At 70.8% G+C, this 23,502-nt stretch carries 21 protein-coding genes and 3 pseudogenes; 12 read left to right on the top strand and 12 right to left on the bottom strand.

The features are described from left to right. Together Q0741_RS10920 and Q0741_RS10925 are read left to right on the top strand one after the other, a co-directional pair. Positions 1-310: pseudogene (locus tag Q0741_RS10920) on the top strand (phosphoheptose isomerase); the annotation flags it as partial. Beyond that, positions 307-945, top strand: a complete 639-nt coding sequence (locus Q0741_RS10925; protein ID WP_298233229.1) for a BON domain-containing protein — start codon at positions 307-309, stop codon at positions 943-945. The pseudogene Q0741_RS10920 and the gene Q0741_RS10925, both read left to right, overlap by 4 nt. 39 nt (positions 946-984) lie before the next feature. On the opposite strand, the gene Q0741_RS10930 is transcribed toward Q0741_RS10925, so the two are convergent. Next, a complete protein-coding gene (locus Q0741_RS10930) occupies positions 985-1,869 on the bottom strand; it encodes an NAD(P)-dependent oxidoreductase (RefSeq protein ID WP_298233230.1) in 885 nt (294 codons plus the stop codon). Between the two features lie 115 nt (positions 1,870-1,984). After that, entirely contained in the window at positions 1,985-3,025 is a 1,041-nt protein-coding gene (locus tag Q0741_RS10935; protein ID WP_298233231.1) for a type IV pilus twitching motility protein PilT, read from the bottom strand. Between the two features lie 16 nt (positions 3,026-3,041). Between Q0741_RS10935 and Q0741_RS10940 the strand changes: the two genes are divergently transcribed. Both Q0741_RS10940 and Q0741_RS10945 read left to right on the top strand, forming a co-directional pair. Continuing rightward, the gene (locus Q0741_RS10940) at positions 3,042-3,746 is read left to right on the top strand and encodes a YggS family pyridoxal phosphate-dependent enzyme (protein WP_298233232.1); all 705 of its coding nucleotides are present in this window, start codon (positions 3,042-3,044) and stop codon (positions 3,744-3,746) included. A 94-nt stretch (positions 3,747-3,840) separates the two neighbouring features. Then, positions 3,841-4,773 (top strand): DUF535 family protein, encoded by a 933-nt coding sequence (locus Q0741_RS10945; protein ID WP_298233233.1) that lies wholly within the window; start codon positions 3,841-3,843, stop codon positions 4,771-4,773. A 23-nt stretch (positions 4,774-4,796) separates the two neighbouring features. Here Q0741_RS10945 and Q0741_RS10950 read toward each other — a convergent pair whose 3' ends face one another. Next, the gene (locus Q0741_RS10950) at positions 4,797-5,768 is read right to left on the bottom strand and encodes a tripartite tricarboxylate transporter substrate binding protein (RefSeq protein ID WP_298233234.1); all 972 of its coding nucleotides are present in this window, start codon (positions 5,766-5,768) and stop codon (positions 4,797-4,799) included. A 143-nt stretch (positions 5,769-5,911) separates the two neighbouring features. Beyond that, positions 5,912-7,186, bottom strand: a complete 1,275-nt coding sequence (locus Q0741_RS10955) for a Glu/Leu/Phe/Val dehydrogenase (protein ID WP_298233235.1) — start codon at positions 7,184-7,186, stop codon at positions 5,912-5,914. A 177-nt stretch (positions 7,187-7,363) separates the two neighbouring features. Between Q0741_RS10955 and proC the strand changes: the two genes are divergently transcribed. Both proC and Q0741_RS10965 read left to right on the top strand, forming a co-directional pair. Next, positions 7,364-8,176 (top strand): pyrroline-5-carboxylate reductase, encoded by an 813-nt coding sequence (proC, locus tag Q0741_RS10960; RefSeq protein ID WP_298233236.1) that lies wholly within the window; start codon positions 7,364-7,366, stop codon positions 8,174-8,176. Then, a pseudogene (locus Q0741_RS10965) lies at positions 8,173-8,433 on the top strand (chorismate lyase); the annotation flags it as partial. The gene proC and the pseudogene Q0741_RS10965, both read left to right, overlap by 4 nt. 225 nt (positions 8,434-8,658) lie before the next feature. On the opposite strand, the gene ubiA reads toward Q0741_RS10965, so the two are convergent. Next, positions 8,659-9,570, bottom strand: a complete 912-nt coding sequence (ubiA, locus tag Q0741_RS10970; RefSeq protein WP_298233237.1) for a 4-hydroxybenzoate octaprenyltransferase — start codon at positions 9,568-9,570, stop codon at positions 8,659-8,661. A 154-nt stretch (positions 9,571-9,724) separates the two neighbouring features. Here ubiA and Q0741_RS10975 point away from each other — a divergent pair, with 154 nt between their 5' ends. Next, positions 9,725-10,159: a hypothetical protein gene (locus Q0741_RS10975; protein ID WP_298233238.1), complete on the top strand. Its 435-nt coding sequence runs from the start codon at positions 9,725-9,727 to the stop codon at positions 10,157-10,159. Positions 10,160-10,230: 71 nt separating this feature from the next. Here the strand turns inward: Q0741_RS10975 and Q0741_RS10980 are convergent, their stop codons facing one another. From Q0741_RS10980 to Q0741_RS10995, 4 genes are all read right to left on the bottom strand, one after another. Next, complete coding sequence (locus Q0741_RS10980; RefSeq protein ID WP_298233239.1) at positions 10,231-11,847, bottom strand: peptide chain release factor 3; 1,617 nt, start codon at positions 11,845-11,847, stop codon at positions 10,231-10,233. A gap of 149 nt (positions 11,848-11,996) precedes the next feature. Continuing rightward, the gene (locus Q0741_RS10985) at positions 11,997-12,476 is read right to left on the bottom strand and encodes a Dps family protein (protein WP_298233240.1); all 480 of its coding nucleotides are present in this window, start codon (positions 12,474-12,476) and stop codon (positions 11,997-11,999) included. A gap of 100 nt (positions 12,477-12,576) precedes the next feature. Continuing rightward, a complete protein-coding gene (locus tag Q0741_RS10990; RefSeq protein WP_298233241.1) occupies positions 12,577-12,702 on the bottom strand; it encodes a hypothetical protein in 126 nt (41 codons plus the stop codon). 130 nt (positions 12,703-12,832) lie between these two features. Further along, positions 12,833-13,756 carry a LysR substrate-binding domain-containing protein gene (locus Q0741_RS10995; protein WP_298233242.1) on the bottom strand — a complete coding sequence of 308 codons (924 nt, stop codon included), beginning with the start codon at positions 13,754-13,756 and terminating at the stop codon, positions 12,833-12,835. A 67-nt stretch (positions 13,757-13,823) separates the two neighbouring features. Here Q0741_RS10995 and panB point away from each other — a divergent pair. Together panB and panC are read left to right on the top strand one after the other, a co-directional pair. After that, positions 13,824-14,621, top strand: a pseudogene (gene panB / locus Q0741_RS11000) (3-methyl-2-oxobutanoate hydroxymethyltransferase); the annotation flags it as partial. Positions 14,622-14,655: 34 nt separating this feature from the next. Next, a complete protein-coding gene (gene panC, locus Q0741_RS11005) occupies positions 14,656-15,483 on the top strand; it encodes a pantoate--beta-alanine ligase (RefSeq protein ID WP_298233244.1) in 828 nt (275 codons plus the stop codon). A gap of 27 nt (positions 15,484-15,510) precedes the next feature. Here the strand turns inward: panC and recG are convergent, their stop codons facing one another. Beyond that, positions 15,511-17,589, bottom strand: coding sequence for an ATP-dependent DNA helicase RecG (recG, locus tag Q0741_RS11010; RefSeq protein WP_298233245.1), 2,079 nt, complete (start codon positions 17,587-17,589; stop codon positions 15,511-15,513). Positions 17,590-17,645: 56 nt separating this feature from the next. On the opposite strand from recG, the gene queA reads away from it, so the two are divergent. The 3 genes from queA (at position 17,646) to tgt (ending at position 20,583) form a co-directional block, all read left to right on the top strand. After that, the gene (gene queA, locus Q0741_RS11015) at positions 17,646-18,692 is read left to right on the top strand and encodes a tRNA preQ1(34) S-adenosylmethionine ribosyltransferase-isomerase QueA (RefSeq protein WP_298233246.1); all 1,047 of its coding nucleotides are present in this window, start codon (positions 17,646-17,648) and stop codon (positions 18,690-18,692) included. Positions 18,693-18,946: 254 nt separating this feature from the next. Continuing rightward, the gene (locus Q0741_RS11020) at positions 18,947-19,333 is read left to right on the top strand and encodes a c-type cytochrome (RefSeq protein ID WP_298233247.1); all 387 of its coding nucleotides are present in this window, start codon (positions 18,947-18,949) and stop codon (positions 19,331-19,333) included. Between the two features lie 122 nt (positions 19,334-19,455). Further along, positions 19,456-20,583 (top strand): tRNA guanosine(34) transglycosylase Tgt, encoded by a 1,128-nt coding sequence (gene tgt / locus Q0741_RS11025; protein WP_298233248.1) that lies wholly within the window; start codon positions 19,456-19,458, stop codon positions 20,581-20,583. A 12-nt stretch (positions 20,584-20,595) separates the two neighbouring features. Here tgt and Q0741_RS11030 read toward each other — a convergent pair whose 3' ends face one another. Together Q0741_RS11030 and Q0741_RS11035 are read right to left on the bottom strand one after the other, a co-directional pair. Further along, on the bottom strand, positions 20,596-22,509 hold the full coding sequence (locus Q0741_RS11030; RefSeq protein WP_298233249.1) for a PhoX family phosphatase: 1,914 nt from the start codon (positions 22,507-22,509) through the stop codon (positions 20,596-20,598). Positions 22,510-22,583: 74 nt separating this feature from the next. Beyond that, positions 22,584-23,438 (bottom strand): 23S rRNA (adenine(2030)-N(6))-methyltransferase RlmJ, encoded by an 855-nt coding sequence (locus tag Q0741_RS11035; protein ID WP_298233250.1) that lies wholly within the window; start codon positions 23,436-23,438, stop codon positions 22,584-22,586. Positions 23,439-23,502: the final 64 nt, after the last annotated feature.

Genomic DNA, 23,502 nt, shown 5'->3' on the forward strand with positions numbered 1-23,502 from the left:
GGGCGACGAGCCGGCGCAGGCGCGGCAGCTGCAGGCGCTGGGCGCGCCGGGCGACGTGCTGATCGCGCTGGGCGCCACGGCCACGCCGCCGCTGGTGGCGGCGGTGCAGGCCGCGCACGGCCGCGACATGACGGTGCTGGCCTTCACCGGCCGGGCCGTCGGCGCGCAGGCGCTGCGACTTTCCGAGACTGACGTACACATCCCCGTGCCGCACGAGCGAGCGGCACGCATCCTGGAGCTGCACCTGCTGGCGCTGCACGCCATCTGCGACGCGGTGGACCTCCAACTCATGGGCGAAACGGACGAATGAGCAAGCTTTCCCGCAACTGGATCGAAGGCGGCCTGCGGGCCGCGCGTGTGGTGGCCGTGTTGGGCGCGGCCGCCTGGTTCAGCGGCTGCGCGCCGCTGCTGGTGGGGGGCGCCGCCGTAGGCGGTGCGATGGTGTTCAGCGACCGCCGCACCTCCGGCACGCAGATCGAGGACCAGTCCATCGAGGTCAAGGCTGCCAACCGCGCGCGCGAGGTGTTGGGCGAGCGGGGCCACGTCAACTTCACCAGCTACAACCGCACGCTGCTGATCACGGGCGAGGTGCCCAGTGAGGACGACCGCACGAACGTGGAGCGCGCCGTGGCCGGCGTCGAGAACCTGCGCGCGGTGGTCAACGAGCTGGGCGTGCTGGGCAACAGCGCGCTGACCTCCCGCTCCAGCGACGCGATCATCACTAGCAAGGTCAAGGCGACCTTCGTCGATGCCAAGGACCTGCACTCCAACGCCTTCAAGGTCGTCACCGAGCGCGGCACGGTGTACCTGATGGGCCGCGTCACCGAGCGCGAGGCCGCGCGCGCCACCGAGCTCGCGCGCGGCGTGGGCGGCGTTGAAAAGGTGGTGCGCGTGTTCGAGATCCTCACCGAGTCCGAACTCGCGAACCTGCAGACGGCGAAGTGACGCCGGGCGCGCGGGGCGCCACCGGCCCCGCGTCTCGCCTCACTTCAGCCGCTTGATCAGGCTGGAGGTGTCCCAGCGCCCGCCGCCCAGGTTCTGGACGTCGGCGTAGAACTGGTCCACCAGCGCCGTGACCGGCAGCCGCGCGCCGTTGCGGCGGGCCTCGTCCAGCACCAGGCCCAGGTCCTTGCGCATCCAGTCCACGGCGAAGCCGAAGTCGAACTGGCCGTCCACCATGGTGTGGCCGCGGTTCTCCATCTGCCAGCTCTGCGCCGCGCCCTTGCTGATGACGTCCAGCACCTGCTTCATGTCCAGCCCGGCGCGCTGGCCGAAGGCGATGGCCTCGGACAGGCCCTGCAGCAGCCCGGCGATGCAGACCTGGTTGACCATCTTCGCCAGCTGCCCGGCGCCGCTCTCGCCCACGCGCGTGACGGCGCGCGAATAGGCCAGCGCCACCGGCTTCATGGCGTCGAAGGGCGCCGCGTCGCCGCCGCACATCACCGTGAGCACGCCGTTGACGGCGCCGGCCTGGCCGCCCGAGACCGGCGCGTCCACGAAGTGCAGACCCTTGGCGCACGCTGCCGCGTACAGCTCGCGCGCCACCTCGGCCGAGGCGGTGGTGTGGTCCACGAACACCGCATCCGCGCGCATGCCGGCCAGCGCACCCTGCTCCCCCAGCGCCACGCTGCGCAGGTCGTCGTCGTTGCCCACGCAGGCGAAGACGAAGTCCGCGTCCTGCGCCGCCTCGCGCGGCGTGGCGGCGGCGCGCCCGCCGTATTCGGCTGTCCAGGCTTGCGCCTTGGCGGCGGTACGGTTGTAGACCGTGACCTGGTGCCCGGCACGCGCCAGGTGGCCGGCCATCGGGTAGCCCATCACGCCCAGGCCCAGGAAGGCCACGCGCGCGCTTGCTGCTTGTTCTTCGCTCAAAGTCATCTCTCCTGCGGGAAAAAAGGATGGCCGCGCGGCCCCTTGGGCCGCGCGTGAAACACGCCATCTTCGCCCGGCCGCCCGGGGCCGCCGGCCGCGCGCGGCCGGCGCCGGCTCAAGCCGTGAAACTCTCCGGATGCTGCGCCTGCGCGCGCGCCTCGGCCGGGCTGACGAGGCGCTGGCGCACCAGTGCCGCCAGGTGCTGGTCCAGCGTCTGCATGCCCTGCTGCTGCCCGGTCTGCAGCACGGAGGCGATCTGCGCCAGCTTGTTCTCGCGGATGAGATTGCGCACCGCCGGCGTGGCCAGCATCAGCTCGCAGGCCGCGATGCGGCCGCCGCCGTCCAGGCGCCGGCACAGCGTCTGCGCCACCACCGCCAGCAGCGACTCCGCCAGCAGCGTGCGCACGAAGGACTTCTCCTCGGCGGGAAAGACGTCGATGAGCCGGTCCACCGCCTTGGCCGCACCGGCGCTGTGCAGCGTGGCCAGCACCAGATGCCCGGTCTCGGCCGCGGTGAGCGCCAGGCGAATGGTCTCCAGGTCGCGCAGCTCGCCCACCAGGACCACGTCCGGGTCCTCGCGCAGCGCCGCGCGCAGGGCGCCGGCGAAGCTGCGGGTGTGCATGCCCAGCTCGCGCTGGCTCACGAGGCAGCCCTGGCTCTGGTGCACGAACTCGATCGGGTCCTCCACCGTCAGCAGGTGGCCCTGCGTGTGCTCGTTGCGATGGTTGAGCATCGCGGCCAGCGTGGTGCTCTTGCCCGAGCCGGTGGGGCCCGTGACCAGCAGCAACCCGCGTGGGCGCAGCGCCAGCTCGGCCAGCTGCGGCGGCGCGTGCAGCGCGGCCAGCGTCGGCACCTCGCGCGGGATCAGCCGCAGCACCGCGGCGGCGCCCAGGCGCTGGTGGAAGGCGTTGACGCGCAGCCGCCGCACCGGCGTCTCGACCGCGAAGTCGCACTCCAGCGCCTCGGCGTACAGCCGGCGCTGCGCCTCGTCCATGAGGCCGGTGACGAGGCCCAGCACCTGCTCGTGCGACAGCGCCTCGTTGCCCTGGCGGCGCAGTTCGCCCTGCACGCGCAGCAGCGGCGGCAGCCCGGCGGAGAGGTGCAGGTCCGACGCCTGGTGGCGCACGGCCAAGTCCAGCAGCGCTGCAAGCTCCATCGGCTAGTCTCCTCCCATGACCGGTATCGCTCACAACTTACAACACACCCGCGAGCGCATCGCCGCCGCTTGCGCTGCGGCCGGCCGCTCCACTGACAACGTCACGCTGCTGGCCGTGAGTAAAACCTTCGGCGCCGAGGCCGTGCGCGAGGCGCATGCCGCCGGCCAGCGGGCCTTCGGCGAGAACTATGTGCAGGAGGCGCTGGACAAGATCGCCGCGCTGGCCGACTTGCGCGCCGATCTGGAGTGGCACCTGATCGGCCCCCTGCAGAGCAACAAGACGCGCGTGGTGGCCGAGAGTTTTGATTGGGTGCACTCGGTGGACCGACTGAGGATTGCCGAGCGGCTGTCGGCCCAGCGCCCCGAAGGCCTGCCGCCGCTGCAGGTGTGCCTGCAGGTCAACGTCAGCGGCGAGGCCAGCAAGAGCGGCGTGCCGCCTGCCGAGGTGGCGGCGCTGGCGGCACAGGTGGCCCAACTGCCCAGGCTGCGGCTGCGCGGGCTGATGTCCATTCCCGAGCCCGCGGCCGATTTCGACACCCAGCGCGCGCCGCACCGCGTGCTGCGGGCGCTGCTGGAGGGACTGCGGCAGCAGGGGCTGGCGCTGGACACGCTCTCCATGGGCATGAGCGCCGACCTGGAAGCCGCCGTGGCCGAGGGCGCCACGATCGTGCGCATCGGCACCGCCATCTTCGGCGGGCGCACTTATCCCGTTCACCCGTGAAATCCGAATGTTGCTGCTAATTTTCTGAGAATCTTTCTTTTGTAAGTGGAGGCTACATTCCTGCCCTGTTTTGAGGTGGTGGCAGGAGTAGGGCATGGAAGTCAACGGCAAGCCGGCGCTGGAGCTGGCGGGAAGCGCCGAGAAGGGGGCGTGTGCGTGCTGGCCCAGCGCGGAGTCGGTGACGCGGCCGGGCTGGGCCGGGTTGGTCAAGCGTGCCAAGTACCAACTGCGCATGCTGCTGTCCGCGCCGTTGCGCCCGCAGTACCTGCAAGCCGTGGCACGGCACCCGGCCTGGCGCGAGCTGCACCGGCGCCATCCCGAGTGCTACTACCCGGCGTTGAGCCATTTCCTGGATCGCCGCTTCGGCCTGCGGCACCGCTTCCAGGTCGCACTGGCCGACCTGCGGCAGGCCGAGGCCTGCTTCGGCCCGCACCTGTCCCTGCGCCTGGCGCACGGGGATGGCGTGGCGCTGTGGGCGCTGACCCCGGACTGCCAGGTGACGCTCAGCCTCAACGAGGTGAGCTGGCACGAGGGCCGCTGGATGCTGAGCCTGCGCGATGGCCAGGGCCGGCGGCTCTACAGCCTGAGCTTCGGCTTCCTGCCCTGCGGCGCGCTGCTGGTGGGCACGGTGCAGGGGCCGCGACCCGAGGTGGAGGACGTGGAGGAGCGCATCCGCGAGCTGACCAAGAGCGCTGAAGGGCTGCGGCCGCCCTACTTGCTGTTCGAGGCGCTGCGCGCCGCAGCCGCGGCGTGGGGCGTTTCGGCGCTGGTGGGCATCGACCCGGCGCACCACGTCAAGGGCCGCTGGAACCTGCGCTCGCGCCGCCTGCGCTTCGATTACCGCCGTTTCTGGAGCGAGGTGGGCGCCTCGCAGCGCGGCGACGGCTACTGGCAGGCCGGCCTGCAGCCGCTGCCGCGCGACCTGGCCGAGGTGCCCTCGCGCAAGCGCGCCATGTACCGCCGCCGCTGGGCCATGCTCGGCGACATGGCGCAGTCGCTGCAGGACGCGCTGCGCGCGGCGCGCTAGGAAAGCGCGCGGCGAAGGCTTCCTCAGGGCTCCAGCTTCAGCCCGATGCGGCGGATGGTCGCGCCCCAGCGCTGCATGTCCGCCGCCACCAGGGCGCGGAACTCCGCCGCGCTGCCGCCCACGGGCGTGAGCCCCTGCTGCTCCAGCGCGGCGCGCACGCCGGCGTCTTGCAGCACGGCATTGACGTCGGCGTTGATGCGCCGCACCACGTCCTCGGCCGTGCCCGCCGCGGTGAAGATGCCATTCCAGGCCAGCGCCTCGATGCCGGGGTAGCCCGCTTCGGCCAGCGTCGGCAGCTCGCGCAGTGACTCCACGCGCTGCCGGCTCGTCACCGCCAGCAGCCGCACGCGGCCGGCGCGCACGTGCGGCAGCAGTGCCGGGGCGACCATCATGGTGGCGTCCGTCTCGCCCTGCGCCACCGACATCGCGCTGGGCGGCGAGCCGTTGAAGGGCACGTGCGTGCCCTGGAAGCCGGCCTCGGCCATGAGCAGCTCCATGGTGAGGTGCGAGCTGCTGCCCTTGCCCAGCGAGGCGTAGTTCATGCGCCCGTCGCGCTCCCTGGCCCAGGCCACGAACTCGCGCACGTTCTTCACCGGCAGCGTGGCGTGGACGGCCAGCACGTTGGGCTGCGAGGTGGTCATCACCACGGGCGCGAGGTCGCGCGCGGGGTCGTGGGGCAGCCGGGAATACATGAAGGGCGCGAAGGCGATGGGGCCGTTGAAGCCCAACGCCAGCACATGGCCATCGGGCGGCGCCTTGGCCGCGATGTCCATGCCCAGCAGCCCACCGGCGCCGGGCTTGTTTTCCACCACCACGTTCTGCCCCCAGCGGTCCTTGAGCTTGTCGCCCAGCAGCCGGGCAATGATGTCCAGCGAACTGCCGGGCGAGGAGGGGACGATCAGGCGCACCGGACGCTGGGGCCAGCCGGGCTCGGCGCGCGCGAAGGAGACGGGAAAGGCGAGGGCCGTGGCGGCCAGCAGGGCTCGGCGTTGCATGAGGCGGATCGGCAAAAGGCGAAACCGCGGATGCTAAGCCGCTGCGGCATGGCGGCTATTGCTCCGGCTTACAGCGCCCGTTCGTACTTCGATACCTCGGCACGAACGGGCTTTCGGTATTCGGGAGCTTGGGCAGGCTTGTCTCAGGGATACAGCCCCCGCTCCTCGCGCGCCGTGAGGATGCGCTCGCAGGCCACGGCGAAGGTGGCGGTGCGCAGCGAGATGCGGTGCTGGTCGGCGGTGTCCCAGATGCGGCGCAGCGCACCGATCATGATCTTTTCCAGCCGCACGTTGATCTCGTCCTCGGTCCAGAAGAAGCTGGAGAAGTCCTGCACCCACTCGAAGTAGCTCACCGTCACGCCGCCGGCGTTGCAGATCACGTCCGGCACCACCAGCACGCCGCGCTCGGCCAGCACGTCGTCGCCCTCGGGCAGCGTGGGGCCGTTGGCGCCTTCGAGCACCAGCTTCGCCTTGATGCGCTGCGCCCGGGCCGCGTCGATCTGTCCCTCCAGCGCAGCGGGGATCACGATGTCGCAGTCCACGTCCCAGAAGCTCTCGTCGTCGATGACCTCGGCGCCGGTGAAGCCGGCGATGGAACCCTGGCGCTGCACCATGGGCATCAGATCGGCGAAGTCGATGCCGCCGCCGTTGAAGATCGTCCCGGTGTGGTCCTGGATGGCCACGACCTTGGCGCCGGCCTGGACGAAGAGCTCGGCCGCCGCCGAGCCCACGTTGCCGAAGCCCTGCACCGCCACCCGCGCGCCGTCCAGCGGCAGGTTGATGCGCCGCGCCGCCTCGCGGCCCGTGACGAAGACGCCGCGCCCGGTGGCTTTCACGCGCCCCAGCGAGCCGCCGAGGTGGATGGGCTTGCCGGTGACCACGCCTGTGGCGGTGGCGCCGACGTTCATGGAGTAGGTGTCCATCATCCAGGCCATGACCTGGGCGTTGGTGTTGACGTCGGGCGCCGGGATGTCCTGCTGCGGGCCGATGATCAGCCCGATCTCGCTGGTGTAGCGGCGTGTCAGCCGCTCCAGCTCCTTGAGCGAGAGCTGCCTGGGCTCCACGCGCACGCCGCCCTTGGCACCGCCGTAGGGCAGGTTGACGGCGGCGTTCTTGATCGACATCCACGCTGCCAGCGCCATCACCTCCTCCAGCGTCACGGCCGGGTGGTAGCGCACGCCGCCCTTGCCGGGGCCGCGGCTGAGGTTGTGCTGCACGCGGTAGCCCTCGAAGTGCGCCACGGTGCCGTCGTCGAGCTCGATGGGGATGTCCACGATCAGCGCGCGCTTGGGACGCTTGAGCGTCTCGACCCAGCGCGCCAGGTGGCCCAGGTAGGGCGTCACGCGGTCCACCTGGGACAAGTAGGTGCCCCAGGGGCTGCTGGGAGTGGGATGAACGTAGGACAGGCTCGATGTCATGGGTTCTTCTCCTCTTTCTCGACGCGGGTCGTCGTCCAGGGCGGTCTTTAGCGGCCGTCCCGGCCACTGTAGGCCGGCGGGAAGCCAAAAGCCGTGATCGCCACCAAGCCGGCGCGCCTGCCGCGGGCAGGGCGCGTGCCGGCCGGGCGCCCGCGGTGCGCCGCCTACACTTTCCGGATGAGCACAGTTGCATTCATCGGCGGCGGCAACATGGCCGGCGCCCTCATCGGCGGGCTGCTGCAGTCCGGTCGCCCGGCCTCTTCGATCCTGGTGGTGGAGCCCGTGGAGGCGCAGCGCGTGAAGCTGCTGCAGACCTTCGGCGTCGTGGCGCTTCCCGCGGCGGCGCCGGCGCTGTCGCAGGCGGGGATCGTGGTCTGGGCCGTGAAGCCCCAGCTCTTCAAGGAAGCCGCCGCGCCCTGCGCCGGGCGCGTGAGCCAGGCGCTGCAGCTCAGCGTGATGGCGGGCATTCCCAGTGAGGCCATCGTGCGCGCCACCGGCAGCGAGGCCGTGGTGCGTGCCATGCCCAACACGCCGGCGCTGATCGGCCAGGGCATTGCCGGCCTGTACGCGCGTCCGGCCGTGACCGAGGCGCAGAAGGCCGAGGTGCAGGCGCTGCTGGCGCCCACCGGCCGCACGCTGTGGGTGCAGCAGGAAGCCGACCTCGACGCCGTCACGGCGCTCTCCGGCTCCGGCCCGGCCTACGTCTTCTACGTGGTGGAGGCCATGATGGCCGCGGCCGAGAAGATGGGCCTGAGCACCGAGCAGGGCCGCGAGCTGGCGCTGGCCACCGTGGCCGGCGCGGCGGCGCTGGCGCAGCAGTCCGACGAGAGCCCGGCCGTGCTGCGCGAGCGCGTCACCTCCAAGGGTGGCACCACCTACGCCGCGCTCACCTCGCTGGAGAAGGACGGCGTGCGCGACGCCTTTGTGCGCGCGCTGCAGGCCGCGCAGGCTCGTGCCCGGGAGCTGGGCGACGAGTTCGGCAAGGCGTGAGCCTGGCGCTGCGGCGCTGGCAGCGGGCACCGGGCTCGCTCACGGCCCGGCTCAAGGCGCTGGGAGAGCGCTTCGAGGTGCTGACGCTGCGCCAGCGCGTCGCGCCGCTGCTGGCTGAGGAAAAGCGCGTGCTGGGCCCCGGGCGCTATCTGGTGCGCGAGGTGATCCTGAAGGTGGATGGTGAAGCCCTGGTGTGGGCGCGCAGCGTGGCCTTGGCGCACTCGTTGGCCGGCCCCTGGCGCGCACTGGCCGGGTTGGGCACGCGACCGCTGGGGCAACTGCTGTTCGACGATGCGCGCGTGGTGCGCTCGCCGCTGTTGCCGCATCGCCTGGGGTGTGGCGATCCCGGACACCGGCGCATCGCGCGCGACTGGCTCCAAGCCACCGGTGCGGCTTGGCCGACCGGGGTGGTGTATGGCCGCAGTTCGGTGTTCGAGCGCCGGGGGGCGCGGCTGCGGGTGTTCGAGGCGTTCGCGCCGGCTTTAGCGCAGCGCCAGGTCAGCCACCGTCCCGGCGAACACCGCGAAGCCCAGCCAATGGTTGAGTCTGAAGGCCTTGAAGCAGCCTTCGCGGGTGCGGTGGCGGATCAGCGTCCAGTGCCACGCCACCTGTGCCAGGGCGGCGGCGATGCCGGCCAGGAACCAGCCGCCCAGGCCGAGCTGCAGTCCGATCCAGGCCCATGAGGCCAGGTGCACCAGGTAGAACAGCGTCACCCCGATCACGTCGAAGCGGCCCAGCGTCAGCGCCGAGGTCTTGATGCCGATGCGGATGTCGTCGTCGCGGTCGACCATCGCGTACTCGGTGTCGTAGGCCAGCACCCAGAACAGGTTCGACACCAGCAGCCCCCAGGCGTGAAGCGGCACGGCGTCCGCCACCGCAGCCGGGCCCCAGCCGTCGCCGCCCTGCACGGCCGAGAAGGCCATGGGGATGCCAAAGCTGAAGGCCACGCCCAGCACGGCCTGCGGCATGGACACCAGCCGCTTCGCGTAGGGGTAGACGATGGCGATGGCCAGCGCGGCGAAGGACAGCGTGATGGTCGGCCCGTTGGTGCTGAGCACCAGGAGGAAGGCCAGCAGCGCCAGCGCCGCGCCCACCAGCAGCGCCTCGCGCGTGCCGATGGCGCCGCGCGTCACCGGGCGCTGGGCGGTGCGCTTGACGTGGCGGTCGAACTCCTGGTCCGCCACGTCGTTGACGCAGCAGCCGGCGCTGCGCATGAGGATGGTGCCGCCCGTGTACACCAGCAGCAGGTGCCAGCCGGGGAAGCCGTCGGCCGCCATCCACAGCGCCGACAGCGTGGGCCACAGCAGCAGCAGCCAGCCGGCGGGGCGGTTCCAGCGGATCAGGTCGAGGTACAGCGACAGGCGTGAGGGAGGCGATACGGCGTGCGTGCTCATGGCGGCGGATTGTCGCGCGCATGCCCGTGCGGAACTCCGGCGCGGCGGCGGGGCTCCACGGCAGGCGCGCGCCGGGCCCCTCGCCTGCCCCGGGGAAACCGGGGCCGTGCCCAACGGCGCGGCGCACGCTCATTGCCTTCAAGGAGAACCGCCCATGTCCATCCGCGAAACCGACAGCCCCCAAGCCATGGCACGCCTGATCGCGCTGCTGATCGTGTCCGACACCCGGCTCGACCCGCGCGAACTGGCGATGCTCGACGAGCTGGACGCCTTCGGGCGCATCGGCATCGACCGCGCCGAGTTCATGCGCGTGGCCGGCGAGCTGTGCGAGGAGCTGGGCGAGCGGCTGCAGCAGCGGCCGTGGCTGACGCTGTCGGAGCGGGCGCTGATCGAGGCCGAGCTGCAGGCCGTGCGCGACCCGGCCAGGCAGCGCCTGGTGGCGCGCCTGGGCGCCGCGGTGATCACCGCCGACGGCCGCGTGCAGGACAGCGAGCGCGTGCTCTTCGACCACCTGCTGCTGCGCTGGGGCCTCACGCGCACGGACGTGAGCCAGGCGATACGGGAGGATCGGCCGGGGCGGGATGCGTGAGGAAGTGACGGGCCGGGGAGGCTGAACGGCCCGCTCCCCGGCTCTTCAAGTTCGCTGCAGGCCGCGCCTGGTCAGGCCTCCAGCCGCTGCTGGAACATCAGCCCCGCGTGCTCGCGCAGCGCGTGGAACTTGATCTTGGGCCAGTTGTCCTGCATGGCGCGCAGCTCGCCGGCGTATTCCAGCAGCACGCAGGGCGCGTCCACGGCGTCGAAGGCGACGCGGTGCGCGTTGTGGTCGATGAAGCGCTGCAGCTCCTTGGCGTCGTCGCAGGTCACCCAGCGCGCCACGTTGTAGCGCGCGGGCTGGATACGCGCGCGCACGCCGTACTCGTGCTCCAGGCGATGCGCCACGACCTCGAACTGCAGCTGGCCCACCGCGCCCAGCAGCAGCACCGAACCGGCCGCCGGGCGGAAGACCTGGATCGCGCCTTCCTCGCCCAGCTGCGTCAGGCCCGAGCGCAGCTGCTTGGTCTTGAGCGGATCGGCCACTTCCACAGTGCGGAACATTTCCGGCGCGAAGAAGGGCAGCCCGGTGAACTGCAGCGCCTCGCCTTCGGTGATGGTGTCGCCGAGCTGCAGCACGCCGTGGTTGGGGATGCCGATGATGTCGCCGGCAAAGGCCTCGTCCAGCAACTCGCGGCGCTGCGACAGGAAGCTCACCACGGAGTTGGGACGCAGCTCCTTGCCCGAGCGCACCACCTTCAGCCGCATGCCGCGCTCGAAGTGGCCGCTGGCCACGCGCAGGAAGGCGATGCGGTCGCGGTGCGCCGGGTCCATGTTGGCCTGGATCTTGAACACCACGCCGCTGAACTTGGGCTCCTCGGGCTTCACCTCGCGCTGGATCGCCACGCGCGGGCCCGGCGCCGGCGCCAGCTCCACCAGCGCGTCCAGCACTTCCTTGACGCCGAAGTTGTTGATGGCCGAGCCGAAGAACATCGGCGTCTGGCGGCCGGCCAGGAACTCGTCCTCGTCAAAGGCGGGCGCGGCCTCCTGCACCAGCTCGATCTCGCCCGCGGCCTGCTCGTAGGACATGCCGAAGCGCTGCGCCAGCACCGGGTTGTGGACGCCCTCGACGATCTCGTCGTCGTCGTGGTGGCGGTCCTCGCCGGGCGAGAACACGCGCATCTGGTCGCGGCGCAGGTCCAGCACGCCGCCGAAGTGCTTGGCCATGCCCACCGGCCAGGTGAAGGGCACCACGCCCATGCCCAGCTCGCGCTCGATCTCGTCCATCAGCGCCAGCGGCTCCTGCACCTCGCGGTCCATCTTGTTCACGAAGGTCAGGATGGGCGTGTTGCGCGCCCGGCAGACCTGCAGCAGGCGGCGGGTCTGCGGCTCCACGCCGTTGGCCGCGTCGATGACCATCAGCGCCGCGTCCACGGCTGTGAGCACCCGGTAGGTGTCTTCCGAGAAGTCCTGGTGGCCCGGGGTGTCGAGCAGGTTGATCACGCAGTCGCGGTACTCCATCTGCATGACCGAGGAGGCCACCGAGATGCCGCGCTGCTTCTCGATCTCCATCCAGTCCGAGGTGGCGTGGCGGCTGGCCTTGCGCGCCTTGACGGAGCCGGCGATCTGGATCGCGCCCGAGAACAGCAGCAGCTTCTCGGTCAGCGTGGTCTTGCCCGCGTCGGGGTGGGAAATGATGGCGAAGGTGCGGCGGCGGCGCACCTGGGAGAGGAGGTCGGCGGACATGCGGCTCGCGGCCGCAAACCCGACCGCTCGTTGGAGGAGGAAAACCCTCGATTATCGCGGGCCCCGCCTGGGCGAGCCCGCCGGGCGGGCTTTGCCGCGGCACCGGCGCTGTGTACTCGTGCCGGTGCAGGCCGCGGCGGCAAGGCGGCTTACTCCTCCAGCAGCGAGCGCAGCATCCAGGCCGTCTGCTCGTGCACCGTCAGGCGCTGCGTCAGCAGGTCGGCCGTGGGCTCGTCGCCAGCCTCCTCGGCCTTGGGGAACAGCTCGCGCGCGGTGCGCGCCACGGCTTCGTGGCCTTCCACCAGCAGCCGCACCATCTCCAGCGCCTTGGGCGGCTGGCCCGGGGCGTCGCCCACCGTGGCGTTCTGGCCGAACTGGGCGTAGGAGCCCTGCGCCGTGTGGCCCAGTGCGCGGATGCGCTCGGCGATCGGGTCCACCGCGTTCCACAGCTCCGTGTACTGCGTCATGAACATGGTGTGCAGCGTGTTGAACATCGGGCCCGTGACGTTCCAGTGGAAGTTATGGGTCTTCAGGTACAGCGTGAAGGTGTCGGCCAGCAGCTTGTTCAGGCCGCCGGCGATGGCGGCGCGGTTCTCTTCGCTGATGCCGATGTTGATGGGCGAGGGCATACGTTTCTCCTTATGGCTGTGAGCGAGGTGAGGGACGGAGGTGGAAGCGGGGCGGCGCCATCGGCGCAGAACCTACTTGGCACTGGTTGCATGGCACCGGTCAAAAGCCGCGCATCAGCAAGGCCAGTGCCTGTTCCAGGCCGTGCAGCGTGCCCGCCACGAATATGGCCCATCCCGCGAAACGGCGGACCCGGGGAAGGTCAAGGCGGGGCAGGGCAGCGTTCATGGCGGATCTCCTCGGCCCGGACGCCGTCGAATCCAGCAGTACCGGGATGAAGTAATAATAGAATATGGCTATCGAATTAGATATTTGAATAGTTCAAAACCGCGATAGCTCGAAGCTTGGCAGCTCGCGTTCAGGCGCTCAGCAGCGTCACGCCTTCCAGCTGGCAGGCGTAGACCGCGTTGCGCAGCGCGGCGATGGCTTCGTAGCGCGTGAAGGTGCGCCGCCAGGCCAACACCACGCGGCGCGAGGGCACGGGCGGCTCGAAGGGGACGTACTTGACGAAGGGCTGCGGCTCGCGCGGCACGGAGAGCTTGGGCACGACGGTGATGCCCATGCCCGAGGCCACCATGTGCTTGATGGTCTCCAGCGAACTGCCTTCGAAGCTCTTGCGGATGCCCTCGGTGTTGCTGGAGAAGCGCGCGAACTCCGGGCACACCTCCAGCACGTGGTCGCGGAAGCAGTGGCCGGTGCCCAGCAGCAGCATGGTTTCCTGCTTGAGCTCCTCGGCGCCGATGGCCGTGCGCTGCGCCAGCGGATGCGCCTGGGGCACAGCCACGACGAAGGGCTCGTCGTACAGCGGCGCCAGCGCCAGCCCGGTGTCGGGGAAGGGCTCGGCCATGATGGCGCAGTCGAGCTCGCCGGTGCGCAGCATCTCCAGCAGCTTCACCGTGAAGTTCTCCTGCAGGATCAGCGGCATCTGGGGCGTGTGCTCGATGGCGTGGCGCACCAGCTCCGGCAGCAGGTACGGGCCGATGGTGTAGATGATCCCTAGGCGCAGCGGGCCGCTGAGCGGGTCCTTGCCGCGGCGCGCGATCTCCTTGATGGCCGCGGCCTGCTCCAGCACGGACTGGGCTTGGCGAATGATGTCTTCGCCCAGGGGCGTGACGCTGACTTCGCTGCTGCCGCGTTCGAAGAGCTTGACGTCGAGCTCTTCCTCCAGCTTCTTGATGGCCACCGACAGCGTCGGCTGAGACACGAAACAGGCTTCGGCGGCGCGACCGAAATGTTTCTCCCGGGCCACCGCCACGATGTAACGCAGTTCGGTCAGGGTCATCCGGGGATTGTGCTCAAATCCCGCCCCGCCCGCGCAAGCCGCGCCGGCATGGAGTGAAACCATGGACCGCAAGCCCTTGACCCTGCACCGATTGCGCGAGCTCTACGCCGCCGGCGAGAAGCTCACGATGCTCACTTGCTATGACGCCACCTTTGCCCAGATGCTGGACGCTGCGGGCGTGGAGATGCTGCTGGTGGGCGATTCGCTGGGCATGGTGCTGCAGGGCCACGACAGCCCGCTGCCGACGACGCTGGAGGAGATGGCCTACCACACGCGCTGCGTGGCGCGCGGCAACCGCAGCGCCTGGATCCTGGCGGACATGTCTTTCGGCAGCTACTACGAAAGCGTCGAGCAGGGCGTGCGCAGCGCCGCGGCGCTGATGCAGGCCGGCGCGCACATGATCAAGCTCGAAGGCGGCGGCTGGACCGTGCCGCTGGTGCGTGCGCTGGTGGAGCGCGGCATCCCGGTGTGCGGCCACCTGGGCCTGACGCCGCAGTCGGTGCACGCGCTGGGCGGCTGGCGCGTGCAGGGCCGCGGCGACGAGGCCGCCGCCACGCTCAAGCGCCACGCGCAGGAGCTGGCGCAGGCCGGCGCCGCGATGATCGTGCTGGAGCTGGTGCCCGCGGCGCTGGCGCGCGAGATCACGGCCGAGCTGCCCATCCCCACCATCGGCATCGGCGCCGGCGCGGGCTGCAGCGGCCAGGTGCTGGTGCTGCACGACATGCTCGACATCACGCCGGGGAAGAAGGCGCGTTTCGTGCGCAACTTCATGGAAGGCTCGCCCAGTGTCGAGGCCGCCGTGCGCAGTTACGTCAGCGAGGTCAAGGCCGGTCGCTTCCCGGATGATCGGCTTCACAGCCGCTGAACCACAACAAGTTTCAAGGGAGACGAAGCACGCCATGCAAGTGCTGCACCGCATCGCCGATCTGCGCGCCGCCCTGGCGCAAGGTCCTCGTCCGGCCTTCGTGCCGACCATGGGCAACCTGCACGAAGGCCACCTGGCGCTGGTGCGCCATGCCAAGGCCTCGGGCCGTCCGGTGGTGGCGAGCATCTTCGTCAACCGGCTGCAGTTCGGCCCCAACGAGGACTTCGACCGCTACCCGCGCACCTTCGAAGCCGACTGCGAGCTGCTCAAGGCTGAGGGCTGCGACGTCGTGTTCGCGCCGGACGAGGCGGAGCTGTACCCCGAGCCGCAGAGCTACAAGGTGCAGCCGCCGCCCGAGCTGGCCGACATCCTGGAAGGCCACTTCCGTCCCGGCTTCTTCACCGGCGTGTGCACGGTGGTGCTGAAGCTCTTCAACATCGTGCAGCCTGCGGCGGCCTACTTCGGCAAGAAGGACTACCAGCAGCAGCTGGTGATCAAGTCGATGGTGCGGCAGCTGGCGCTGCCGGTGGAGATCGTGGCTGGCGAGACCTGCCGCGCCGCCGACGGCCTGGCGCTGTCCTCGCGCAACGGCTACCTGAGCCCGGCCGAGCGCACCGAGGCGGTGGAGCTGCACCGGCTGCTGGACTCGGTGGCGCGCGCCGTGCGCGACAGCGGCAGCGACGCGCACACGCTGGAGCGCGAGGCCATGGCCGCGCTGCAGCGCCGCGGCTGGCAACCCGACTACGTGGTCATCCGCCGCCAGGCCGACCTGCTGGAGCCGCAGAGCCTGCAGGAGCCCATGGTGGTGCTGGCCGCGGCCAAGCTGGGCAAGACCCGGCTGATCGACAACGTGGAGATTTGAGCTGCGGCGGGCGCGCTTACAAGCGCCTCACGCCTTCAAGAACTCCGCCTTGCTCCCCAGCCACCGCGCCACGTGCGCCTGCGCCGCGTCGGGGAACTGGTCCAGCAGCTTCGGCGCCACGCGCCGCGCACGCTCCAGCAGCGCGGTGTCCTGCAGCAGGTCGGCAAAGCGCAACAAGGCATCGCCGCTCTGGCGCGCGCCCATGAACTCGCCGGGGCCGCGGATTTCCAGGTCGCGGCGGGCGATCTCGAACCCGTCCGTCGTCTCCGCCATGGCGCGCAGCCGCGACTTGCCCGTCTGCGACAGCGGCCCGGTGTAGAGCAGCACGCACACGCTGGCCACCGCGCCGCGGCCCACGCGGCCGCGCAACTGGTGCAACTGGCTCAGGCCGAAGCGCTCGGCGTGCTCGATCACCATCAGGCTGGCGTTGGGCACGTCCACGCCCACCTCGATCACTGTGGTCGCCACCAGCAGCCCCATCTGCCCGGCGGAGAACTCCGCCATCACGGCTGCCTTCTCCGCCGCGGGCATGCGCCCGTGCAGCAGCCCCACCTTCACTCCCGGCAGCGCGGCCTGCAGCTCGGCATGCGCCTCGGTGGCGTTGCGCAGGTCCAGCGTCTCGCTCTCCTCGATCAGCGGCAGCACCCAGTAGGCCTGGCGGCCGTTGGCCACCTCGTCGGCGATGCGCGCGATCACCTCCTCGCGCCGGGTGTCGGCGAACACCTTGGTCACGATCGGCGACCGGCCCGGCGGCAGCTCGTCGATGGTGCTCACGTCCAGGTCCGCGTAGTAGGTCATCGCCAGGGTGCGCGGGATGGGCGTGGCGCTCATCATCAGTAGGTGCGGCTCCAGCGCCGCATGCGCCAGCTTCTTGCGCAGCTCCAGCCGCTGCGCCACGCCGAAGCGGTGCTGCTCGTCCACGATGGCCAGGCCCAGCCGGGCGAAATGCACGTCCTGCTGGATCACGGCGTGCGTGCCGACGATGAGCTGCGCCTCGCCGCTGGCCACGCGCTCCACCATCTGCTGCCGTGCCTTGCCCTTGCGGCTGCCGGTGAGCCAGGCGATGCCCACGCCCAGCGGCTCCAGCCACTGCACCAGCTTACGGAAATGCTGCTCGGCCAGGATCTCGGTCGGCGCCATCAGCGCGCATTGCCAGCCAGCGTCCATGGCGACGGCCGCCGCCAGCGCCGCCACCACCGTCTTTCCGGACCCCACGTCGCCCTGCAGCAGCCGGTGCATGGGCTGCGTGAGCGCGAGGTCGGCGGCAATCTCGTCCACCACCCGCTGCTGCGCACCGGTCAGGCCGAAGGGTAGCTGCGCTAGCAACTGCTCGCGCAGGCCGCCCGCGCGCGCTGCCAGCGCGGGCGCCTGCAACTGGGCGCGCTCGCGCTGCGCCTGCAGCTGGCTGATCTGCTGCGCCAGCAGCTCCTCGAACTTCAGCCGCTGCCAGGCCGGGTGGCTGTGGTCCTCCAGCGTCGCCATGCTCACGTCGGGCGGCGGGTGGTGCAGGAAGTCCAGCGCCTGGCGCAGCGTGGGCAGCCCGGCGGGCAGCACCTGCGGCGGCAGCAGCTCGTTGAGTGGCGCGCGGCCGAGCGCGGAAACCACGGCCTTGCGCAGGTAGGCCTGTGGCAACTGCGCGCTGGCCGGGTACACGGGCGTGAGCGAGGTCGCCAGCGGCGTGCCGGGCTCTACGGCGCGGAACACCGGGTGCACCATCTCGCGCCCGAAGAAGCCGCCGCGTACCTCGCCGCGCACGCGCACGCGCGTGCCGGGCGAAAGCGTCTTCTGCTGCGCGGCGTAGAAGTGGATGAAGCGCAGCGTCAGCTCGCCGCTGCCGTCGGACAAACGCACCACGAGCTGGCGGCGCGGATGCAGCTCCACTTGCGACTGCCGCACCACGCCCTCGACCTGCACGTTGTCGCCCTCGCGGGCGCGGGCGATGGGGGTGATGCGTGTCTCATCCTCGTAGCGCAGCGGCAGGTGCAGTGCCAGGTCGATGTCGCGCACCAACCCCAGCTTGAGCATGGCCTTGGCCGCCGGGCTGGCCGTACGCCCAGAAGCGGCAGGGCGTTGCGGCAAAGGTACGGTCTCGGCGGTGACGGGCATGGAACAATTCTGCCTTCTGTTCCACGGACCTCTTCCAGGCCGGTACAGCCTGCGCCATGACGACCTACACCCTCAGCAATTTCGATTTCCATCTGCCGCCGGAGCTCATCGCCCAGCAGCCGGCTACCGAGCGCAGCGCCTCGCGCCTGCTCGATGGCCGCGGCGCCTTCCCGGTGGACCGCGTGTTCCGGGACTTGCCTGGGCTGCTGCGCAGCGGCGACCTGCTGGTCTTCAACGACACGCGCGTGATCAAGGCCCGCCTCTACGGCGAGAAGCCCACCGGCGGCGCGGTGGAGGCGCTGATCGAGCGCCTGCTGCCGGGCAACGAGGTGCTGGCCCACCTGCGCGCGAGCAAGTCGCCCAAGCCGGGCGGCAGCATCCGCTTCGGCGACGACCCGGCCCAGGGCTTCGACGCCGAGGTGCTGGGGCGCAGCGGCGTGGACGGCTCGCTGTTTCACCTGCGCTTCCCCGAAGACCCGCTGGCGCTGTTGGAACGCTTCGGCCACGTGCCGCTGCCGCCCTACATCACGCATGCCGACGCGGCCGAGGATGCGCAGCGCTACCAGACGGTGTTCGCCGCACGCCCCGGCGCGGTGGCCGCGCCCACGGCCTCGCTGCACTTCGACGATGGCGTGCTGCAGGCGCTGCGCGAGCGCGGCGTGAAGAGCGCCAACGTCACGCTGCACGTGGGGGCGGGCACCTTCCAACCCGTGCGCAGCGAGAACCTGTCCGAGCACCGCATGCACAGCGAGTGGTTCGAGGTCAGCGACGCGACGGTGGCGGCCATCGAGGCCACGCGCGCCGCAGGCGGGCGCGTCATCGCCGCCGGCACCACCACGCTGCGCGCGCTGGAGTCCGCCGCGTGCGGCGGCCGGCTCGAAGCCGGTGCCCGCGATACGGACATCTTCATCACCCCGGGCTTCGAGTTCCGCGTGGCCGACCTGCTGATCACGAATTTCCACCTGCCCAAGAGCACGCTGATGATGCTGGTGAGCGCCTTCAGCGGCTACGAGCACGTGCGCGCCCTCTACCGCCACGCGGTGGAGGCGCGCTACCGCTTCTTCAGCTACGGCGACGCGATGCTGCTGGAACGCCGTCGCTGAGCCCGGCGGCTGCGGCTGCACGCCGCGGCCTGGTCGTGGCCAAGGCGCCCTGGATCGATTGCAGATCCGGTTGTGCACGCAACGGACCTTGCCCGCTTCTTGCATGCTGCTCCGCCCTGGAGCAACCCCGTTGTTCCTCCGGCGTTCCACCTGCTCCACCCTGGCAAAAGCGCCATGGCCATTGACGGTTGTCAAATGGCGCGCTCTTGCGCTGGCTACTGTGAAGCCATTCATCAACGCAAGAGGGGTTTTCCATGAGCAAGCAAGCGCTGTGTGTGTTGGCCGGTCTGGTCGTGGCTTCCACGGTTGCTTTCGCCGCGGATGGCAAGGACGACGCCATGCTGCAGCTCGCGAGCAAGAGCGGCTGCATGACCTGCCACCACATCGAGCCCGGCGCCAAGGGCCCGGACGGCCTGGCGCCTATCGGCCCGGCCTGGAAGGACGTGTCGGCCAAGTACAAGGGCGTCAAGGGCGCCGAGGATCAGCTCACCCGCACCGTGCTGCAGGGTTCCAACCCGTACGAGAGCCACTGGAAGGGCAAGGTCTCGGGCCTGGCGATGCCGCCCAACCACGTCGCGATCAAGGACGCCGACGCCAAGCAGCTGGTGAAGTGGATCCTGGCGCTCGACGCCAAGAAGTGACCCGCGCCCGCAGCGCGGCTGCCTGAAACCGCCGCCCCGGCCGTGCTCCAGTGCACGCCGGGGCGGCGGCGCTTTAGGCCTCTGGCGCCGGCCGGATGGCAGGGCTGCGGGACAATTCCCGCATGTTGAAATTCGAACTGCTCAAGACCGAAGGCCGCGCGCGGCGCGGCCGCCTCACGCTCAACCACGGCGTGGTGGAAACGCCCATCTTCATGCCGGTGGGCACCTACGGCACCGTCAAGGGCGTGCTGCCGGCCTCGCTGGAGGAGATGGGCGCCCAGATCATCCTGGGCAACACCTTCCACCTGTGGATGCGCCCGGGCTTGGACGTGGTGCAGTCCTTCGGCGGGCTGCACCGCTTCGAGGGCTGGAACCGGCCCATCCTCACCGACAGCGGCGGCTTCCAGGTCTGGAGCCTGGGCGAGATGCGCAAGATCAGCGAGGAGGGCGTGAAGTTCGCCTCGCCGGTCAACGGCGACAAGCTCTTCCTCACGCCCGAGGTCAGCATGCAGATCCAGACGGTGCTGAACTCGGACATCGTGATGCAGTTCGACGAGTGCACGCCCTACGAGACCAAGGGCCACCTCACGACCGAGGCCGAGGCCAAGGCCTCGATGGAGCTGAGCCTGCGCTGGGCGCGGCGCTGCCTCACCGAGTTCCGCCGCCTGGAGAACCCCAACGCCCTGTTCGGCATCGTGCAGGGCGGCATGTTCGAGCACCTGCGCGAGGCGTCGCTCGCTTCGCTGGTGGAACTGGACCTGCCCGGCTACGCCATTGGCGGCGTGAGCGTGGGCGAGCCCAAGGCCGAGATGCAGCGCATCGTGGCGCACACGCCGCACCGGCTGCCGGCACACAAGCCGCGCTACCTGATGGGCGTGGGCACGCCCGAGGACCTGGTGGACGGCGTGGCCAACGGCGTGGACCTGTTCGACTGCGTGATGCCCACCCGCAACGCGCGCAACGGCCACCTCTTCACGCGCTTCGGCGACCTGAAGATCCGCAACGCCCGCCACCGCGCCGACCAGCGCCCGCTGGACGAGACCTGTGGCTGCCACACCTGCCGCAACTTCAGCCGCGCCTACCTGCACCACCTCGACCGCTGCGGCGAGATGCTGGGCCCCATGCTCACCAGCATCCACAACCTGCATTACTACCTGAACCTGATGCGCGAGGTGCGCGAGTCGCTGGACACCGGCACCTTCGAGCAGTTCAGGCAGCGCTTCGCCGCGGACCGCGCGCGCGGGGTGTGAAGCCGGGGGACGTCAGCTCCCGATCACCCCGCCGTCCTCGCGCCGCACCACCACCGTGGCCGAGCGTGGGCGACCGCCGAAGGGCCAGCGCGAGAAGCGGTTGATGTCCGCCGGGTCGCTGATGTCGCCGGGCGGCTCGCCGGGGTGCTGGATGTTCACGAACAGCGTGCGGCCATCGGGCGCGAAGGTCGCGCCGGTGATCTCGCAGTTCACCGGCCCGGTCAGGAAGCGCCGCACCTCGCCCGTGCCGACGTCGCAGGCCAGCATCTGGTTGTTGCCCAGCCGCGCGAACTCGCCCTGGCGCATGACGCCGGCGGACATGTCGGTCTGGATCCACAGCACGCCGCGCGGGTCGAAGCACAGCCCGTCCGGGCAGCCGAAGGCATCGCCCTGCACGTTGCCGCGCGCCTCGGCCCGCGCGTTGGCCGGGTCGCCGGCCAGCAGCAGGTGGCGCCAGGCGAAGGTTTCGCCATCGAAGTCGCCGTCCTCGCGCCAGCGCAGCACCTGGCCCATGGCGTTGTTGACGCGCGGGTTGGCCGGGTCCGGCCCCGGCTTGCCGGCCTTGCCTCGCTCGGTGTTGTTGGTGAGGCTGCAGAACACCTCGCCGGTGGCGGGATGGATCGCCAGCCACTCCGGCCGGTCCAGCTTCGTGGCGCCCAGGAGGTCGCAGGCCTGGCGGGTCTTGACCAGCACTTCGCCCTGGTCCGCGAAGCCGTTGGCCGCCGTGAGCGGCCCCTGGCCGTGCACCAGCGGCAGCCAGCGCCCGCGGCCGTCGGCGTCGAAGCGCGCCACGTAGAGCGTGCCGTGGTCCAGCAGTTCGCGGTTGGCCTGCGCGGCGCTGCGGCCATCGCGGGCAGGCTGCACCCGGTCGCGGCTGACGAACTTGTAGAGGTACTCGAAGCGCGCGTCCTCGCCCGAATACACCACCGCGCGGCCGTCGCGCGTGAGCGCCACCCAGGCGCCCTCGTGCGCGGCGCGGCCCAGGGCGGTGCGCTTGACGGGCGGACTGGTGGGGTCCGCCGGGTCCAGTTCCACGATCCAGCCGAAGCGGTTCGCCTCGTTGGGATGCTTCACGGCGTCGAAGCGCTCGTCGTGCGCGGCCCAGCGAGTGAAGCCCTGCGCCGGCAGGCCCCAGCGCTTCTGGTGCGCATCCGGGTTCGGGCCCGCGTCGAAATGGAAGGCGAAGTTCTCTTCGCCGCTGAGCACGGTGCCCCAGGGCGTGCGGCCCATGGCGCAGTTGGCGAAGGTGCCCAGCACGCGGCGGCCCTGCGGGTCGGCCGCGGTGCGCAGCAGAGAGTGGCCGGCGGCCGGGCCGCCCACGGCGCAGGGCGTGCGGGCGGTGATGCGGCGCGCGAAGCGGCTCGGCCGCACCAGCCGCCAGCCGTCGCCGCGCAGCTCGATCTCCGCCACCGACAGGCCATGCGCCGCCTGGCTCTTGGCGACTTTTTCGGCTGTCCAGGGCTCAGGGCCGTCCGGGTGCAGCAGCCCCTCGTCGGTGTACTCGTGGTTCGTCACCAGCAGGCCGCGCCGGCCGTCGGGCTGCAGGGGCAGGAACTGCATGCCGTCGTGGTGCATGCCGAACTGCAGCGCCTGCTCGGCGGCGCTGGCGGAGGCGTCCTCGCGCCAGGGCGGCATGGCCATGCCGGCGATGCCCACCGGCTCGCCCCAGGCGGTGAGCACCTGCGCGCGGTAGCCCGGTGGCACGGTGACGGTGTCGGCCTCGCTGGGCGGGACGCTGCTGAAGCCCAGCAGCGGCGCACCGCCGGAGGGCGTCGCCGTCGGCGTGGCGGCGCAGCCCGCCAGCGGGCCCAGCAGGGCGGCCAGCGCCGTGCCCAGGCCGCCCTGCAGCAGCTCGCGCCGCGAGGGGTTCAGCTCATGGATGGTGGGGTTCGAAGAGGCGTTGCTGTTTTCCAGCGAATGGCGCATGGGAACTGTCTGTGGTGGGGCCAATGGAATGAAAAACGGGCGCTGCCGCGCCCGGATGCCTGGAGGCCGGAGGCTCAAACCGCCTGCTGCTCGATGCTGAAGCGCGCGCCGTCGTACTGGCCGAGCTTGTTCACCAGCACGGGCAGGCACTGCGCCAGCTCATCGTGCAGCGTCCAGGGCGGGTTGATGACGAACATGCCGCTGCCGGTCATGCCGAAGCCGTCGGGCCCGGACTCGGCCACGCTCAGGCTGGCGTTGAGCCAGCCCTTGGGCGCCGCGGCCGCCGCGGCGGTGAGGCGCTTGGGCAGCTGCGCCGCCTCCACCAACTGCAGCTGCGGGTACCAAACCAGGATCACGCACTGCGCGAAGCGCTGCAGCGCCTCGCGCACCGCGTGCACCACCTTGCCGTAGTCGGCCTTGAGCTCGTAGGAGGGGTCGATCAGCAGCACGCCGCGGCGCGAGGGCGGGGGCAGCTCGCGGGCGATGGCGGCAAAGCCGTCGCTCATGTCCACCTGCGTGTGCGGCCGGGTGCCGAGGAAAGACTCCAGGATGCGGAAGTCGGTAGGGTGCAGCTCGTACAGGCGCAGCCGGTCGGTCTCGCGCAGCAGGCGTTGCGCGATGGCGGGCGAGCCGGGGTACTGCGTGAGCTTGCCGCCGTCGTTGAAGTCGCGCACCAGCTGCACGTAGTCGGCCAGCGGCGCGGGCAGGCCGGAAGCCTCGTTCCACAGCGGTCGGATGCCGGTCTCGTACTCGTCCTTCTTGTGGGCGTAGCGGCCCTGCAGCGAGTAGCCGCCGGCGCCGGCGTGGGTGTCGATCAGCGTGTAGGGCTTGTCCTTCTCGTTCATGTAGCGCAGCACCTGGGCGAGCACCAGGTGCTTGAGGACATCGGCGTGGTTGCCGGCGTGGAAGGCGTGTCGATAGGCAAGCATGCGCGGCACTGTAGCCGCAGCTCCTCGGGGCCTTCTGCCGTCAGGGACTGCGGGTAAGTACTGA

This window comes from uncultured Azohydromonas sp. (genome assembly GCF_937926365.1).
In the GTDB taxonomy this organism is placed as follows: Bacteria; Pseudomonadota; Gammaproteobacteria; order Burkholderiales; family Burkholderiaceae_C; genus Azohydromonas.